The sequence below is a fragment of the Vibrio sp. Vb339 genome, from assembly GCF_902751245.1.
GTDB classification, from domain to species: domain Bacteria; phylum Pseudomonadota; class Gammaproteobacteria; order Enterobacterales; family Vibrionaceae; genus Vibrio; species Vibrio coralliirubri.
This window is the reverse complement of sequence record NZ_CADDIS010000006.1, coordinates 21,934-39,172: the sequence shown is the minus strand read 5'-3', so window position 1 is coordinate 39,172 and position 17,239 is coordinate 21,934. Positions and strand designations below refer to the sequence as shown.

14 protein-coding genes are annotated in these 17,239 nt (G+C 45.6%); 7 read left to right on the top strand and 7 right to left on the bottom strand.

Annotated elements, in window-relative coordinates; genetic code table 11:
* The first annotated feature begins 128 nt into the window (after positions 1 to 128).
* Complete coding sequence (locus HRQ85_RS20790; RefSeq protein ID WP_048612429.1) at positions 129 to 1,022, top strand: DMT family transporter; 894 nt, start codon at positions 129 to 131, stop codon at positions 1,020 to 1,022.
* A gap of 137 nt (positions 1,023 to 1,159) precedes the next feature.
* Here the strand turns inward: HRQ85_RS20790 and HRQ85_RS20785 are convergent, their stop codons facing one another.
* From HRQ85_RS20785 to ftnA, 3 genes are all read right to left on the bottom strand, one after another.
* Complete coding sequence (locus tag HRQ85_RS20785; protein WP_172380497.1) at positions 1,160 to 2,353, bottom strand: NAD(P)/FAD-dependent oxidoreductase; 1,194 nt, start codon at positions 2,351 to 2,353, stop codon at positions 1,160 to 1,162.
* A 249-nt stretch (positions 2,354 to 2,602) separates the two neighbouring features.
* Positions 2,603 to 2,926 carry a universal stress protein UspB gene (uspB, locus tag HRQ85_RS20780; protein WP_009848060.1) on the bottom strand — a complete coding sequence of 108 codons (324 nt, stop codon included), beginning with the start codon at positions 2,924 to 2,926 and terminating at the stop codon, positions 2,603 to 2,605.
* A 68-nt stretch (positions 2,927 to 2,994) separates the two neighbouring features.
* Entirely contained in the window at positions 2,995 to 3,522 is a 528-nt protein-coding gene (gene ftnA, locus HRQ85_RS20775) for a non-heme ferritin (RefSeq protein ID WP_017066029.1), read from the bottom strand.
* A gap of 189 nt (positions 3,523 to 3,711) precedes the next feature.
* On the opposite strand from ftnA, the gene uspA reads away from it, so the two are divergent.
* Complete coding sequence (gene uspA, locus HRQ85_RS20770) at positions 3,712 to 4,146, top strand: universal stress protein UspA (protein ID WP_017060149.1); 435 nt, start codon at positions 3,712 to 3,714, stop codon at positions 4,144 to 4,146.
* A gap of 52 nt (positions 4,147 to 4,198) precedes the next feature.
* The gene (locus HRQ85_RS20765) at positions 4,199 to 5,077 is read left to right on the top strand and encodes a carboxylate/amino acid/amine transporter (RefSeq protein WP_017060148.1); all 879 of its coding nucleotides are present in this window, start codon (positions 4,199 to 4,201) and stop codon (positions 5,075 to 5,077) included.
* A gap of 112 nt (positions 5,078 to 5,189) precedes the next feature.
* Here the strand turns inward: HRQ85_RS20765 and HRQ85_RS20760 are convergent, their stop codons facing one another.
* From HRQ85_RS20760 to HRQ85_RS20750, 3 genes are all read right to left on the bottom strand, one after another.
* Entirely contained in the window at positions 5,190 to 5,780 is a 591-nt protein-coding gene (locus HRQ85_RS20760; RefSeq protein ID WP_048607554.1) for a hypothetical protein, read from the bottom strand.
* 141 nt (positions 5,781 to 5,921) lie between these two features.
* Entirely contained in the window at positions 5,922 to 6,701 is a 780-nt protein-coding gene (locus tag HRQ85_RS20755; RefSeq protein WP_017060146.1) for a class I SAM-dependent methyltransferase, read from the bottom strand.
* A 112-nt stretch (positions 6,702 to 6,813) separates the two neighbouring features.
* Positions 6,814 to 9,936: an EAL domain-containing protein gene (locus HRQ85_RS20750; RefSeq protein ID WP_172380594.1), complete on the bottom strand. Its 3,123-nt coding sequence runs from the start codon at positions 9,934 to 9,936 to the stop codon at positions 6,814 to 6,816.
* Between the two features lie 126 nt (positions 9,937 to 10,062).
* Here HRQ85_RS20750 and asnC point away from each other — a divergent pair, with 126 nt between their 5' ends.
* Positions 10,063 to 10,527 (top strand): transcriptional regulator AsnC, encoded by a 465-nt coding sequence (gene asnC / locus HRQ85_RS20745; RefSeq protein WP_008218581.1) that lies wholly within the window; start codon positions 10,063 to 10,065, stop codon positions 10,525 to 10,527.
* Positions 10,528 to 10,629: 102 nt separating this feature from the next.
* Here asnC and prlC read toward each other — a convergent pair whose 3' ends face one another.
* A complete protein-coding gene (prlC, locus tag HRQ85_RS20740) occupies positions 10,630 to 12,672 on the bottom strand; it encodes an oligopeptidase A (protein WP_172380496.1) in 2,043 nt (680 codons plus the stop codon).
* A gap of 279 nt (positions 12,673 to 12,951) precedes the next feature.
* Here prlC and HRQ85_RS20735 point away from each other — a divergent pair, with 279 nt between their 5' ends.
* From HRQ85_RS20735 to HRQ85_RS20725, 3 genes are all read left to right on the top strand, one after another.
* The gene (locus HRQ85_RS20735; RefSeq protein ID WP_172380495.1) at positions 12,952 to 13,791 is read left to right on the top strand and encodes a 23S rRNA (adenine(2030)-N(6))-methyltransferase RlmJ; all 840 of its coding nucleotides are present in this window, start codon (positions 12,952 to 12,954) and stop codon (positions 13,789 to 13,791) included.
* A 188-nt stretch (positions 13,792 to 13,979) separates the two neighbouring features.
* A complete protein-coding gene (gene gorA / locus HRQ85_RS20730) occupies positions 13,980 to 15,335 on the top strand; it encodes a glutathione-disulfide reductase (protein WP_172380494.1) in 1,356 nt (451 codons plus the stop codon).
* Between the two features lie 202 nt (positions 15,336 to 15,537).
* A complete protein-coding gene (locus HRQ85_RS20725; protein ID WP_172380493.1) occupies positions 15,538 to 17,220 on the top strand; it encodes a hypothetical protein in 1,683 nt (560 codons plus the stop codon).
* Positions 17,221 to 17,239 lie beyond the last annotated feature (19 nt).

Genomic DNA, 17,239 nt, shown 5'->3' with positions numbered 1-17,239 from the left:
TAGCCTAATTGGAAATAACTCGTTAAATGGTATTTTGATACTGGATAAATGTCCAGTTTGCCGTATTAAAATTCGACAGATAGACTAGGCGCTCCGTATTCTGTCCCATCAAATTAGAATGAGTTGCCATGAACGAACGTCGTGCCTTGGGCTTTGGCCTTTCCGCAGTACTGCTGTGGTCAACGGTCGCTACTGCTTTTAAGCTGACCCTTGCTGAGTTTTCACCTATTCAAATGCTGACCATCGCTAGCATTGTGTCGTCGATTGCGCTGATCGCAGTCTGCGCTTTTCAAGGCAAGCTTTCTCAGCTGAGTACAACGTTCCTTTCAAACCCTTGGTATTACCTACTGCTCGGCTTGGTTAACCCATTGGCCTATTACCTGATTCTATTCAAAGCCTACGACCTGCTGCCTGCTTCTCAAGCTCAAGCCATCAACTACAGCTGGGCTATCACGCTAACCTTAATGGCGGCGGTTTTTCTGGGGCAAAAGATTCGTAAGCAAGATTGGATTGCTTGTACCTTCAGCTATGCGGGTGTGGTAGTTATTGCGACCAAAGGCGATGTGTTAGGCATGCAGTTCGATAGCCCACTCGGTGTGGCACTAGCACTGCTTTCTACTTTACTTTGGGCGGGATATTGGATTCTCAACACCAAAAACAAGGCTGATCCAGTGGTTGGCGTACTGCTTGGTTTCTTAGTGGCATTGCCATTCGCGATCGGTTTAACCCTTTACGAAGGTGAAAGCTTTAGCCAAATCACAGCGAAGGGTTGGATGGCGGTGACTTACGTTGGCCTGTTCGAGATGGGCATTACCTTTGTATTGTGGCTATCAGCACTCAAGCTAACCAACAATACGGCGCGTATCAGCAACCTAATTTTTGCCTCGCCATTTATCTCACTGATGTTACTTTCAACCATCATTGGCGAAGAGATTCACCCGGCGACACTGTTTGGCTTGGTACTGATCATTGCTGGTTTGGTGATTCAACAGATCAAGTTTTCAAAAAACAAAGCTGTGTAAATAATCGCTAAAAGATTCAATTGAGCACGAAAAGCTATCGATAAAGTCGAATCTAGAGCTAGAACACAATGTTAGATACAAAAATGGCGAGTCGTATGACTCGCCATTTTTATATAATTTAAAATCTATGGGAAAACTTAAACCCACTGACCTGCTGCAAAGCCAGAACTCCAACACCATTGGAAGTTATAGCCACCAAGCCAGCCCGTTACGTCCATTACTTCACCGATGAAATAGAGGCCAGAAACGCTCTTACATTCCATGGTTTTTGAAGATAGGTGATTGGTGTCTACACCGCCTAGAGTTACTTCGGCAGTACGGTAACCTTCGGTGCCGTTTGGCGCGATTTTCCAGTTTTCTAGATGCTCTACGATGTCATTCAGCTGTTTTTCATTGAACTGCTTGAGCGGCTTGTCTTCCAGCTCTTTGCGGTCAATCAACACTTCCACAAAACGCTTCGGCAGTGCTTTCGCCAAGGTGTTTTTCAGGCTCTGATTTGGGTGTTTCTCGCGAGAGTTAGCCAGCAGCTCAGCTACATCGACTTCTGGTACTAGATTAATCGAAACCGACTGACCCGCTTTCCAGAACGAAGAAATTTGCAGCACTGAAGGACCCGATAGGCCGCGGTGAGTAAACAGCAACGCTTCTTTGAACAAGGTTCCGTCTTGCGCGGTGATCTCGGCAGGAATTGCGATACCAGAAAGCTCTGAGAAAGCTTCTTTATCTTCTTTATGCAGAGTGAATGGCACTAAGCCTGCGGTAGTTGGCATCACAGACAAGCCAAATTGCTCGGCAATCTTATAGCCAAATGGCGTTGCGCCCAGCTTAGGCATCGACAAACCACCTGTCGCGACAACCAATGAGTCACACTCAACTTCGTCAGTGTTGAGGTGCATCTTGAAGCCAGAATCAGTCTTTTCGATAGAGTGAACATCACAACGGTAGCGTTGTTCGACTTTCGCCTGCTTGCACTCGTCAAGCAGCATACTCACGATGTCTTTTGCGGTATGGTCATTCACACAGAACAATTGGCCGTGGTCTCGCTCTTCGAACTCAATACCGTACTTGCTCACCATCGAGATAAAATCCCAGTTGGTGTATTGAGATAAAGCTGACTTCACGAAGTGAGGGTTGTTACACAGGAAGTTGTTGGCTGAAACATCATAGTTAGTGAAGTTACAACGACCGCCACCTGAGATTAAAATTTTTCTGCCTGGTTTCTTTGCATGATCAACCACCAGCACTCGTCGGCCGCGTTTACCAGCTTCCGCAGCACACATTAAGCCTGCGGCGCCCGCACCAATTACGATTACATCAAATTTTTCACTCATGTGGTTCTGCTTTTCTTCACTTTTGCAGCCCGAGTACACCCTGTTCTCGAAATGCCATCAATAAAAAAGGATGTGCATAAACAGCACATCCTTACTAATTGTTCGCTATTTTAGCGGCAATTTTAAACTTTGCAATTGATGTTCAATTGTACAGTTTGCAGACAGCAGCAAAACCACTACTTGGCTTAGCGAACCAACAACCAAGCTTCACACCAAAACCTAAGCTCTACTTCACACGTACTAAAAAACTTAGACGATGAAAGAAGACAGCAAGGTTACACCTAGCAGAGCGGAAGAGAGTATGAATAACTGTCTTACACGATCGCACTTCGAAGTAAAAACTTCGTCATGATGATGGTGATACTCTTTGCTTTTGATGTAACTGAACAGGCGAACCTGTTTGGTCATATTGCCATGGGTTGTGAAAAAACCACCTCCGTCTACTTGTTGATAAAGTAGAGGATGCGCTTCTCGCATAATATAAATGAGCGTTCTTAGCGCAGTAAAATAACGCGCCCAGTTCACGCAAGTCACAACCATTAGTGCAAATAGAATAGTGTCGCCGCTGATCATCCTTTCCTCCCTACATCTTCATAAGAAAACTCAAAAGAAAAAGATAATCAGTGTCTTTCTCGTACTACCTAAACGGCAGGAGCTTCCATAATTGAAGATGAACCATCTTTTGCCAATTGCGCTAGGTCTTTATCAATAAAGAACAGTGCTTTACCGTCTTCACCAACAAGTTCTAGCTTATCCAATACACCTTTAAACAACTTCTCTTCTTCATGTTGCTCTGCAACGTACCATTGCAGGAAGTTAAAGGTTGAGTAGTCTTGTGTGCTGAAAGCAACGTGAGCCAGTTTGTTGATCTTTTCAGTAATCATCTGCTCATGTTCATAAGTTTCACGGAACACTGCGCCAAGGCTTTCGAATTCGTGTTTTGGTGCTTCAATTGCACCCAGAATTGGCATTGCACCTGTTTCGCTTACGTAAGTGAAAAGACGCTGCATATGTTCCATTTCTTCTACTGCATGAACACGCAGAAACTCTGCTGCACCTTCAAATCCTTTGTCTTCACACCAAGCACTCATTTGTAAGTATAGATTGGATGAGAAAAATTCTAGGTTAATTTGATCATTCAGTTGCTCAACCATAGTTTTTGACAGCATTTAAGACTCCTAATTACATCCTCAATTTTCTCTACTATATCACTATTTAATGAATATCTCGCAGGCCATTAGTTAACCAATATTTCGAGCTGTCATTACGCAAGACAGTGGATATGAGATCACTTCAGCAAAAAAAGCCATCGCATAGTGCTAATCTTTAAACAGACAATGAATAAAGGAGGTAGCGATATGAGTTACAAACATATTTTGGTCGCAGTCGATTTATCAGAAGACAGCAAATTAATTGTGGATAAAGCGGTAGCATTGGCAAAGCCATTGGAAGCCAAAGTCTCTTTTATCCATATCGATATTAACTACGCGGAGCTCTACACTGGCCTGATTGATATCAACATGGCCGAGACCCAGCACAACGCGATGGAAGCGTCTCGTATTCAGCTGCAAAATTTTGCGGAGCACGCCCAATACCCGATCACCCATACCCTAGTAGGCAGTGGTGATTTGAGTCATGAGCTGTGTGACACCATCAACGAGTTCAATGTTGACCTCGTGGTTTGCGGTCACCATCAAGACTTTTGGAGCAAGCTGCTCTCTTCAACACGCCAACTGATCAACGCCTCTCCGGTTGATATGCTGGTCGTGCCTCTAAGAGATTCAGAAGACTAATGATTTAAGGTTAGGTAACATACAGCTCATATCTTATTAACGAAGTTTTACTATGAGCTATTTAGCTGGTGTTACCCTACTATGGGCCTTCTCCTTTAGCCTGATCGGCGTTTACCTTGCGGGTCAGGTTGATTCTTGGTTCTCTGTTTTAATGCGTGTTGCCCTTGCTGGCGTCGTATTTCTTCCTTTCCTAAAGTTTCGCGGCGTATCGCGTAAGCTGATCGCTAAATTGATGGCAATTGGTGGTATCCAGCTTGGCCTGATGTACTGCTTCTACTATCAATCTTTCTTACTGCTATCCGTTCCTGAAGTCCTTTTGTTTACCGTTTTCACGCCAATTTACGTCACGCTGATTTATGACTTTCTCAAAGGGCAATTCTCTCCGTGGTACTTAGTGACGGCGGCAATTGCGGTATTGGGCGCGGTATTCATTAAATTCGCAGGCATCAACGAAAACTTTTTAGTTGGCTTCCTCGTCGTGCAAGGCGCGAACCTGTGCTTTGCTATCGGTCAGGTGGGCTACAAGGTGGTGATGGAGAAGGAATCGACCGAGTTACCTCAGCGAACCGTATTTGGTTACTTCTACTTAGGGGCGCTATGTGTCGCTTCGGTTGCTTTCATGCTACTAGGTAACCCTGAGAAATTACCCACCACCACACTTCAATGGGGAATCCTGATCTACCTTGGCTTGATTGCGTCGGGGCTGGGTTACTTTATGTGGAATAAAGGCGCGTGCATGGTGAATGCTGGCGCGCTGGCAGTGATGAACAATGCCTTGGTTCCTGCTGGTCTAGTGGTGAATATCCTGATTTGGAACAGAGATGTCGATTTGGTTCGCTTGTCTATTGGTGGCGCCGTTATCTTGTTCTCTTTATTCGTCAATGAGACCTGGGTGAAGAAGCGCGTAGCAAGATCCGCAAGCAACGCTTAGCTGATTTGAACGAGCTGCATGAGTCAGCTCGGATAACCCCAAAAAGCAAAAGAGCGACCTTAGGTCGCTCTTTTTAAATCATCGCTGTAGCAATAAACCATTCAAATCAACTTCAGTGGATGTGATTGTGGCTCACTACCTGAGTCTTGGTTTCAGTGAAGGCAACATCATCAAGTTGTAGGTTGATGCGTTCAAGATCACTTTCCAGTTTCTGGCTTTTCTTAAACAGCTTTTGCTGCTTCTTAATCATCTTCGCGAGCTTTTTGTTGTACTTCTCTTGTTTCTTAGCTGCTTTCTTCGCTTGTTTGAGTTCAGCTTTCTCATCACCGCTCGCCTTCGCCATCAGTTTTTTCAGCTTGGCTTTTTTCTGTGCGGCTTCTTTTTTGGCAAGCTCAGGGGCAATATCAGCGGCGGCAGGATCGAACATTTGTACGCTCGGTTCAATTGCCTCGTTGATTTCCGCAAGCGATAGCTCTGGTGCAGGTAATGTTTCCGCTAGCAGGCCGCATGCGACTTTCTCTTCAACGGGTTTGTTTTGACAACCAAGAGGTGGAATTGCGGTTGGTTTGCATAGATTCGCTTGATCCGCCGAAGAACGCGCGCAAGAACGACACACGAACTTAGGTTCAGTCACCAAGCTGTGGATCTCGCCCAAGTGTTCAGTGATATCTCGACGGTTTAACTTACAAAAGCGTTTAGCCATGCTACAACTCCAGCTAAGAATAATAATGATTCTTAGTTAGATATACATCCGTAACGCGACTATCGCAAGTGTTAAATGGCAATTTATCGTATTTATGACGGGAAATTTTCTTAGCGTGTTGCTAAGTTATTGATGCTTCCGCTAAGTCATTGATGCTTTCACATAGACGTCAAAACGGTTCTTTTTGGTTTCGATCGCCATGCTCGGTTTTTGCTCGTCTAACCAAGCTGCGTAATCTGGTCTTTTAACCACAACTCGCTTCGATGCCAACTTCATCGCCGGCTCAAATAGACCATCAGCATCCAGATCAGCACCCACCAAAGATTGGAATACGCGCATCTCTTTTTTAACCAAAGCCGACTTCTTTTTGTTCTCTGGGTGTGGGTACATTGGGTCGAGGTACACCACGTCTGGCTGTTCGAAGTCAGGATCGTTACTGAGCTTGTCTAAAGCATCGTGACTGGATGCGTGAATCAACTTCATACGCTCACTTACCCAACCACCGATGTCTGGGTCTTGTTGCGCTCGTTGTAAGCCATCATCAAGCAGTGCGGCCACAACTGGGTGACGTTCGACCATTTGCACCTTACAACCTAGAGAAGCCAACACAAACGCATCACGCCCTAAACCTGCAGTGCCATCGAGGATAGTTGGCGTTGCGCCTTTGTTTAAACCAGCTGCTTTGGCAATTGCCTGACCTTTACCGCCACCAAACTTACGTCGGTGACCGACTGCGCCTCCCACTAAATCAACAAAGATAGCGCCAAGCTTAGGCTCATCGACTTTACGTAGCTCAAGTCGCTCACTGGTCAGTACCAAAGCAAAATCGCTGCTTTCATCATGAGATAAGTTCCAGCGGGTCGCTAAGTCATTCAAATGATCGATTTGGGTAGCATCTTCGCAAATCAGTTGTAGTTGCAAGGTCGTCTCCAACAGACTGTAGTATTCAAAACAAAAGAGGCAACCAGTTTACCTGATTGCCTCAACAATACATATTAGCGGTGAAAAGTATTCCCAGCTAAAGTCGGCTTACCTAAACCAATGACTCTGTCTCTCGTTCTTGTCTTAACTCTTCAACGAGCTCTGCGAGTGGCTTAGGTCGGCCTATGATGTAGCCCTGCGCGTAGTTCACACCCAGCTCAATCAGCTTATCGATGATCTGGGTATTTTCAACGAACTCAGCCACGGTGTGCTTGCCCATCTGCTTAGCGAGATCATTGATCGAGCGAACCATCACATGGTCCATCTCATTCACATCAATATCACGCACAAACAGGCCGTCGATCTTCACAATATCGACGGGCAATTTTTTCAGATAGCCAAATGACGATAGCCCTGAACCAAAATCATCCAATGCAATCATGCAGCCAAGCTCTTTAATGCGAGTGAAGAACTTGATCGCCTGCTTCATGTTACTCATGGCGGCCGTTTCGGTGATCTCTAAACAAATCTTATGACACGGTATCGATGAATCGCTCAGGCTATCTATCAAGAACTCGACAAACTCACGGTTACCCATCGAGTGACCGGAAAGGTTGATTGAACACATCCCGAGTTCCTCAATAACCTCAGGGCGTTGTTCCAACCAACTCAAGGTTTGACTGACGACTTGGCGATCAATCAAATGCGCGATGTTATAACGCTCTGAGGCTGGCATGAAGATCCCCGGGGAGATGTATTCCCCTTGGATGTTCTTGATGCGCACCAAGATTTCAAAGTGCATTTTATCGCTGTCTTCATCTAGGCCAAGAATTCGCTGAGCAAACAGCTCTAAGCGATCATTAGACAAGGCCTCATGCACGAGGTTGACGCACTCCATCTCTAGATGACGACGACGCAGGTCTTCATCATCTTGATGGTAAAGATGATAGCGATTGCGACCTTCTTCTTTAGCGGCATGACAAGCTGCATCCGCCTGAGCGTGCACCATCTGCGGTGAAGCCGCAGTATGGTCAATCAATCGAATACCGATAGAACACGTCAGGTTGAGTCGAATATCATCCCACAAGAATGGATTCTCACTCATCATCGAGATAATACTGCGACACACATTCACCGCGTCTCGCTCAGTACAGTCTTTCATTAATACTGCAAACTCATCACCACCCATTCGTGCTAACACCGCATTGTAAGGCAGTACGTCTTCTAGAAGTTTGGCGCTAAACAAGATCGCAGCATCACCCGCTTCATGTCCTGCGGTGTCGTTCAAGACCTTCAACTGATCCAAGTCTAAGAACAACATCGCGTGAGTTCGCATATGACTCTCAACCTCTTTCAGCGCTTTTTGCAGCTCTTGCTCAAAGTGGTTGCGGTTAAAGGTGTCAGTCAGCAGGTCATAGCGAGCCTGATACTCTAGCTTTTCAGAGAGCTCGTGCGTCTCGGTGATATCTTCACCCACAATCAACAGCTGATCAGACTCGACCAGCGGGCGGATATTTTCACGAATCCAGATCTTGCTGCCGTCGGCATGACGATATTCGATATCACGACGCCACACACCACGAATCTTATGCTGTGGCTGCAGCAAGATGTGGCGAGGAATCATCGCGTTTTCATCAACATAGAACTCTCTAGGGCGATGACCCAACAACTGATTGAGTGGGTAACCTAAAAGCTCTTCGGCAAACTGGTTCACTTGTTGAATGCGATTATTGCCATCGAGCGTAATCATCATCACCGGCTGTTTGTCGTAATACAGCTTCAAGTTTGCTTCACGTTGGAACAGCTTATTCTCAGCAAGCTTACGCGAGGTCACGTCGCGCGCCTCAAAGAGAAACTGAATGTCTTCTTCTTCACTGCCCGGCATCGGCTTCAATGAAATATCCAACACCATCGCACCGCGATCTCGACACCACACTTCGGCTTCAAATCGTAACGCTGGGTGCTCACTTTTTGTGATGAAATAGTCGGCTAGTACTTCTCGCGCAGAACTTTCCCAATGTTGGTGTTGTTGCAGTGGCGTTCCCAGCTTATAGCCTTGATTATAAAGCAGCTCATGCAGCTTGCTGTTACTAGACAGCAGCACGCCACCCTTATCAATGATCCCCATGAACTGCAGGCTTTGGTCGAATATCGATTCCAGTAACAACTGACTTTGTCGGCTAGCACGTTCACTTTTTTTAAGACGATTAAGGTAGTACACCAAGGTCGCGATGACACACGACATCACCAAAAACAGCAAACCTATGGTGCGAATTTCATCGCGGTAACGTACTAAAAATGACTTCGGCTTATTGAGGAAGGTCACCGAGGCTTCATTCTCTGCGCCCAGATCCCAACGTGAGATCTGTTGGTAATCGAGTTTGATTTCTGGCGCGCCAGCAACCACCAATGGCAATGGAGCCTTAGGATTGTTCAGTACGCTCAACAATACGCGTCCTGTATCTCGACCTTGCGTTTCACCACTTTGAATTACACCACCAATCGCACCAAAACCTAGCCCGAGATCGTGCACCATGTACAGTGGCATTTGGGTCTTGATGTTCAGCTGTCGCCAATCTTCATCGCTACTCACTCTACCTTGCGCATCGCGGTAGTACGCCCAAAACAGCAAGCTCTTGCCTAGGTCAGCACGTTGAGAAAAGGCCATTAACTCTTGGTAGGAATCAGGCACATAGTGCTCAACGAGGTCAGAAAAATCCGGATGGGTTTTGATGAACAGATCGATTTGAGAACGAATGGCCTCACCTGTAACTGAATGATCGGTAACAATGTAGATCTTCTTTACGGTCGCTTGAAGGCGCTTGATCAGCTCGATGTTGCCAACCAAATCTATGTCTTCGGTAATACCGGTCGCATTTAAGCCTTCAATCATTTGAGGAGAGAAATTGTTGATACCGCCAAAGATGACGGGCGTATCTTTGAGATCGGGCGCGAGACGCTTCATTAGATTGAGCGCGTTATTATCACTCACCACAACTGCAGCGAATTCTTCATGCATTAACTTGGTGTGATAAAGCTGGTAGACACGCTCAAGGTATTCAGGATTTTGAGTACGTTTGCTATCAAGGTAAACGACACGATACGACAGCCCGTCACGATCGAGCTCATCAGATAATCCTTTATGGAAATCATCTGTCCAGAAAAAGCCTTGATGATAAGAGTGAATAACCAACACATCTTTTGCCTGAGCTGAAGCAAAAACACTCCAACACATCACAATAAAAAATAACGAAAATCGCACTGAATTCACCCTAACCCTATAGTTACTGCTAATATTATCACCCTTGGCTATGATGTGTACTCAAGCCGGTATGTTTTTCATTCAACCTAAGGATTATGCATGTCCACAACCACAGCTCGTCTAGATGATCTAGACCGTGCCATTCTCAAAACCTTGATGGAAGATGCACGTACTCCTTATGCTGAAATGGCAAAGCAGTTCGATGTCAGCCCTGCGACGATTCACGTTCGCATCGAAAAGATGAGATCGGCAGACATTATTGAGCGAACAGAAGTTGTGGTAAACACCAAAAAGCTGGGTTACGACGTGTGTTGCTTTATTGGCATCAACCTTAATGCTGCCAAAGATTACCACTCGGCGATCGCTAAGCTGAATGCCTTAGACGAAGTGGTTGAGGCGTACTACACCACTGGTGCTTACAATATCTTTGTAAAGCTGATGTGTAAGTCGATAGAAGAGCTGCAGTTTGTATTGATCGATAAGCTGCAAGCGATCGATGAAGTTCAGTCGACAGAGACACTGATTTCATTGCAGAACCCTATCAACCGCAATGTGAATCCATAACATTCATTCGCCTTGCTTGGCATTAAGCACAGACAAAAAAAGAGCCTCTAACTAGAGGCTCTTTTCGCAATTATCTCGCAATAAACTAGATAGTTACCGTGATTATGCGTTGATTCCCGCGTGATGCAGCATTGCGTCGATTTGTGGCTCACGACCACGGAAGCGTTTGAACAGCTCCATTGGCTCTTCACTGCCACCCATTTCAAGGATGTTATTCAAGAAACGATTACCGGTTTCAGTATTGAAGATACCTTCCTCTTCAAATGCTGAGAACGCATCTGCCGATAGCACTTCTGCCCACAGGTAGCTGTAGTAACCGGCACTGTAGCCACCAGCAAAGATGTGACCAAAGCTGTGTGAGAAACGGTTCCAATCTAGGCTTGGCAGTACCGATACCTTAGACTTAACATCCGCTAGCGTTTCTAGTACGCGCGCACCCACTTCAGGGTCGTACTCTGTGTGTAGCGTGAAATCGAACAAACCAAGCTCTAGCTGACGCAGGATAAACATCGCAGATTGGAAGTTCTTCGCCGCTAGCATCTTCTCTAGCATCTCTTTTGGTAGCGCTTCACCCGTTTCGAAGTGACCGGAGATGAACGACAGCGCTTCTTCTTCCCAACACCAGTTTTCTAGGAACTGACTTGGCAATTCAACCGCATCCCAAGGCACGCCATTGATACCCGCAACTGCGCCCGCTTCTACTTGCGTCAGCATGTGGTGGATACCATGACCGAATTCGTGGAATAAGGTCACCACTTCATCGTGAGTAAACAATGCAGGCTTATCACCGACTGGCTTGTTGAAGTTACACGTTAGGTAAGCAACTGGCGTTTGCAGCTCGCCAGATTCAGTAATACGACGACCACGACAGTCATCCATCCAAGCACCACCACGTTTGTGTTCACGTGCGTATAGATCTAGGTAGAAGCTACCACGCAATGTTCCAGTCGCATCAAAGATATCAAAGAAGCGAACTGACTCATGCCAAGTGTCTACGCCTTCACGCTCTGTTACCGACATACCAAACACACGTTTTAGTACCTCAAACAGGCCTGAAACCACATTAGATTCTGGGAAGTAAGGACGAAGCTCTTCATCAGAGATCTCGAACAGGTTCTGTTTTTGTTTCTCGCTGTAGTAAGCGATGTCCCAAAGATTCAATTCAGAAACACCAAACTCTTTCTCAGCAAATTGGCGTAGCTCTTCAACTTCGCGCTCACCTTGCGGTTTGGCTTTTACTGCTAGGTCGTTTAGGAAGCCAAGTACTTGGTCTGGCGTTTCTGCCATCTTAGTCGACAGAGATTTTTCGCTGTAAGTGCTAAAGCCAAGCATGCGTGCAATCTCGTGACGCAGTTTAAGTTGCTCAGTGATGATCTCAGTATTGTCCCACTTTCCTGCGTTTGGACCGCGATCTGAAGCGCGCGTTACGTATGCTTCATAAAGCTCTTTACGCAGTTCTTGGTTATCACAGTAAGTCATCACAGGTAGGTATGATGGGATATCTAAAGTCAGTAGGTAGCCTTGTTGCTCTTTAGACTCAGCCGCCGCTTGAGCTGCCGCCAGTGCTGATTCAGGCATACCGGTCAGTTCAGCTACGTCCGTGATCTGCTTGCTCCAACCCATGGTTGCATCAAGCACGTTATTTGAGAATTGAGAACCTAGCTCAGACTGGCGCTTGCTGATCTCGCCGTAACGATGCTGTTCGTCTGCAGGTAAGCCAATGCCCGACAATTCGAAGTCACGCAGTGCGTCGGTAATGGTTTTTTGTTGAGCTCGGTTCAGTGCAGAAAATGCTTCACTCGCCTTGATCGCTTTATACGCTTCGAACAAGCCTTTGTGTTGGCCAACCCAAGTGCCGTATTCAGATAGCACAGGTAAGCAGCTCTCATACGCTTCACGCAGTTCGTCACTGTTCACGACAGAGTTCATATGGCTTACAGGTGACCAAATACGACCTAAACGATCATCCACTTCTTCAATTGGAGCAACCAGGTTGTCCCAGCTTGGTGAAGTATTACCTTCAAGTACTTGTTCTATCTTGTTGCGACACGCTTCAATCACTTGCTCAACTGCAGGCTTTACGTGCTCTGGCTTGATCTGTGAAAACGGAGGTAAGTCCGTGAAGGTTAATAGCGGATTAGACATATAAACATTCCTTTGGCTTTAGAGACTTTCGTCTTTTTTGTAATGAGGTCGTCTTACAGTCATCAGGCTAAAGTTCGCCCTAAAAAATCACCTGCGAATAGTTATTAAATAGTGCCCAGCAAGGCAAATTTCAATAGTAGAACCAATAACTAACTGCATATTGCTAGCGACTGTTCCTGAATTGTTCGAGAATTTATGGTCCATTGAGGGTTATAATAGTCTGATTAACCCCACCTACACTAACCACACTCTAATTCGAGAGTGTTACGAGAGTTTAATTTGTTAAGTTATCGCCACAGCTTCCACGCAGGTAACCATGCCGACGTAGTAAAGCATATCGTACAGAGCCTTATTCTTAATTCTTTGAAACAGAAGGATAAGCCTTTTGTTTATCATGACACTCACTCTGGTGTAGGTCGTTACGACTTAACGCATGAATGGTCTGAAAAAACGGGCGAATATAAACAAGGTATCGCTCGCGTTTGGGAACAGCAAAATCTTCCTGAAGACATTCAAAGCTACCTTGAGTCTATTTCCATTCTAAATAATGGCGAGAAACTGCGTTACTACCCAGGTTCTCCACGTGTTGCACGTGCACACCTGCGTGACCAAGACCGCATGGTACTGACTGAGCTTCACCCAGCCGATCACCCTCTGCTTGAGCAAGAATTCCACCGTGATCGTCAGGTATCTATCTACAAAGAAGATGGGTTTAAGCGCTTAAAGGGCAGCCTGCCACCAAAAGAACGTCGTGGTTTAGTACTGATCGATCCACCTTACGAGCTAGCAAAAGAGTATCGTGATGTCGTGACAGCAATCGCTCAAAGCCACAAGCGCTGGGCAACTGGTATCTACGCAATTTGGTACCCGGTAGTAAACCGCTGTGATATCGAAGATATGATCGAAGGTCTCGAAGGCTTAGGCATCAACAAGATTCTACAAATCGAACTTGGCGTATCACCAGACACCAACGAGCGTGGCATGACAGCATCAGGCATGATCGTGATTAACCCGCCTTGGAAGTTAGAAAGCCAAATGCAAGAGATTCTTCCATTCTTGAAGGAAGCAATTGCTCCGGCGACCGGTCACTTCAAAGTAGAGTGGATCGTACCCGAATAATCTCGAACTTAACGTCATGCTCTGACGAATATTCAGCAGATTGTGACGTACACGAATAAATTTTAAACAGGGAGATTGAGTTCAACCGATCTGCCCTCAATATAATAATTAGACAATTTAAGAATCTATAGGACGTAGGTGTTCAGTGCGCTCACTGTACCCACAGCCTTCAATAAATGGAGAAAGTAATGGCGACTCATTTTGATTACATCTGTATCGGCGGCGGTTCAGGCGGCATCGCATCAGCAAACCGCGCAGCAATGCACGGTGCAAAGGTTGCACTTATCGAAGCTCAAGACCTTGGTGGTACTTGTGTAAACGTTGGTTGTGTTCCTAAAAAAGTAATGTGGCACGGCGCTCAAGTTGCTGAAGCTATCAACCTATACTCTGAAGATTACGGCTTCGACGTTGACGTAAAAGGCTTCAACTGGAGCAAATTGGTAGAAAACCGCCAAGCGTACATTGGCCGTATCCACCAATCTTACGATCGTGTTCTTGGTAACAACAAAGTAAATGTAATCAAAGGCTTTGCTAAGTTCGTTGACGAGAAGACTGTTGAAGTTAACGGTGAGCACTACACAGCTGATCACATCCTGATCGCGGTTGGTGGTCGTCCAACCATTCCAAACATCCCTGGCGCAGAATACGGCATCGATTCAAACGGCTTCTTCGACCTAATGGAGCAACCTAAACGTGTTGCTGTTATCGGCGCAGGCTACATCGCAGTAGAAATCGCAGGCGTACTAAGTGCACTTGGCACAGAAACACATCTATTCTGCCGTAAAGAGTCACCACTTCGCAGCTTCGACCCAATGATCATCGAGACATTGGTTGAAGTAATGGAAGCGGAAGGCCCAACACTGCATACACACTCTGTTCCAAAAGAAGTAGTGAAAGAAGCTGACGGCACACTGACTCTACACCTAGAGAACGGCAACACTCAAAACGTTGACCACCTAATCTGGGCTATCGGTCGCCACCCAGCAACTGACGCTATCAACCTAGCATCAACTGGCGTTGCAACTAACGACCGTGGCTACATCAAAGTCGACGAGTTCCAAGCAACCAACGTTCCTGGTATCTACTGTGTTGGCGACATCATGGAAGGCGGTATCGAGCTAACTCCTGTTGCTGTTAAAGCAGGTCGTCAACTTTCTGAGCGTCTATTCAACGGTCAAACCAACGCGAAAATGGACTACAAGCTAGTGCCTACTGTCGTATTCAGCCACCCACCTATCGGCACAATTGGTCTAACGACTCAAGAAGCTGAAGAGCAATACGGCAGAGACAACATCAAGGTATACACGTCTGGCTTCACTGCGATGTACACAGCAGTAACCAAGCACCGTCAACCTTGTAAGATGAAGCTAGTATGTGCTGGCGAAGAAGAGACTGTAGTTGGCCTACACGGCATCGGTTTCACGGTTGATGAAATGATTCAAGGCTTCGGCGTTGCAATGAAGATGGGCGCAACCAAAGCAGACTTCGACTCTGTTGTGGCAATTCACCCAACGGGCAGCGAAGAGTTTGTGACCATGCGTTAAACCTTTGTAAGTCAAAGAAATATTATGAAAAAGCCGACATCTGTCGGCTTTTTGTGTTTTTTACCGTATGGTTTGAATATTTATTAACCGAACAGCATTTTACACACTTAACTTGGAAGAAAGATCACACTACAATCGCGCGCTATAAAATTACACGCATAAAAATAACAAATAGCTCTATTACATAAAGGATGTACGAGTAATGAAAAAAGTGAGTATTCTCGCAGCGGCGATTGCAGTGGCTTTAACAGGTTGTGGTAGCGACAGTTCTAATTCAGGTGTCACTACACCGACAGAACCATCAACAACAACCAACAAATTTATCGATGCCGCTGTTGAAGGTATCTACTACAACACCAGTTCTGGCTTAAACGGTGTTACAAATAGCGAAGGCGAATTTACCGCTAAAACTAACGACACTGTAACCTTGTTCATTGGTGGTGAAAACGGCTTAAAAGTAGGTGCAGCATCAAACCGTGATGTACTTACTCCATTTGAAGCGGCAGGTAAATACGCTCGCGCACTTAACCTAGCAATTTTACTTCAATCTCTGGATAACCAGTTTGGTAACACTTCAGATGAAGTACTGACAGTTCCGGATATGCTGCGCGAACCTGATGCTGCTACGTTAGCGAAGATGAAAGATCTAAGCCTAGACGATAGTACAAGCGTAACGGATTTCCTAAAAGCGGTTGGTGTAGAAGCTGCAAATATCACTTCAGAAAGCGACGCTCTAACGCATATGCAGTCTGCGTTTGGCTCAATGAAGCGTGGTGATGGTTCAGTAAACCCATTTGCAGAGAAAAACGGCCAATTTATTCGTTACATTGACGTAACCCAAGAGCGTTTAGATGGCAACTTCACCTTTGTTCATGCTGATAAAACTCTACCAAATGACTTGTTTGAAGCGACACGTGGCATGGTTCAAATGGACTATCAAGTAAACACCTCGAGTTTAGCTTATTTAAAAGGGTCTAATGACTCTCAGTTAACGGAAGGCTTTGCCCAGGATTACCTGAACTGCTTGGCTGGCGACCCTAGTAATACTTTCACAGCTCCAAACACATGTAGTGGTGTCCCTGCTTCTCATTACGCTTTGGGAGGCAACTTTAAATACTTGCTCGTTGATCCTGATGGTGAAGAAGATGCTGATGAATCAATGGACTGGGAAACTGTAGGCAACTTCCTTCCGTTCTCAGTAGCCACTGTTAACGAACTCAATCACTTTACCGCAGATGAAAAGTTCAACGATAACGACGATGGTGGTCATTCATGGGTCAACCAAAACATTTCTGGCTCCTACGATCCTGTCACTAAGATTTATACTGAAATCACTGAAAAAGAAGAGTTAGAAGATAACACTGATTGCAGTTCTACAAACTGTTCAGTAGACAGAAAAACAAAGCGTGTTGCTTACTACTACGAGATTCCAACAAAAGATTCTGAACGTTACGTGGATTTCACTGGTACATGGGAAACAAAAGAAATCTGTGAAAATGGCGAAATTGCAGTAAGCACCATGAAATTTGATTCATCCGGTGCAACGACCACAGGACAAGAGTGTGGCTCAACATCACCAGAGGATATGGAAGATTCTGGTATCCCTTACACTTATAAACAACTAGCTAATATAGATTACTGGTGGTTTGGTCAAACAGACCGAGTTTCTAAAGCGACACTGACAGAACTGAACACAGTAGTCCGTTTCTGCGACCAAGACAATTACGTTGCAGGCGCTGCTTGTGACTCAAACGATGAATATTTCGTTAAGTGGGAATACCAACCAGCGGGCACCAACTGGGATGAAGGCCTACTTATCCGCCGTAAGATGGATAACACAGGTAACACCGATGGTCGTGTTAGCATCATGCAGAAAATCAACTAATCACTGAGTTAGTTTGATG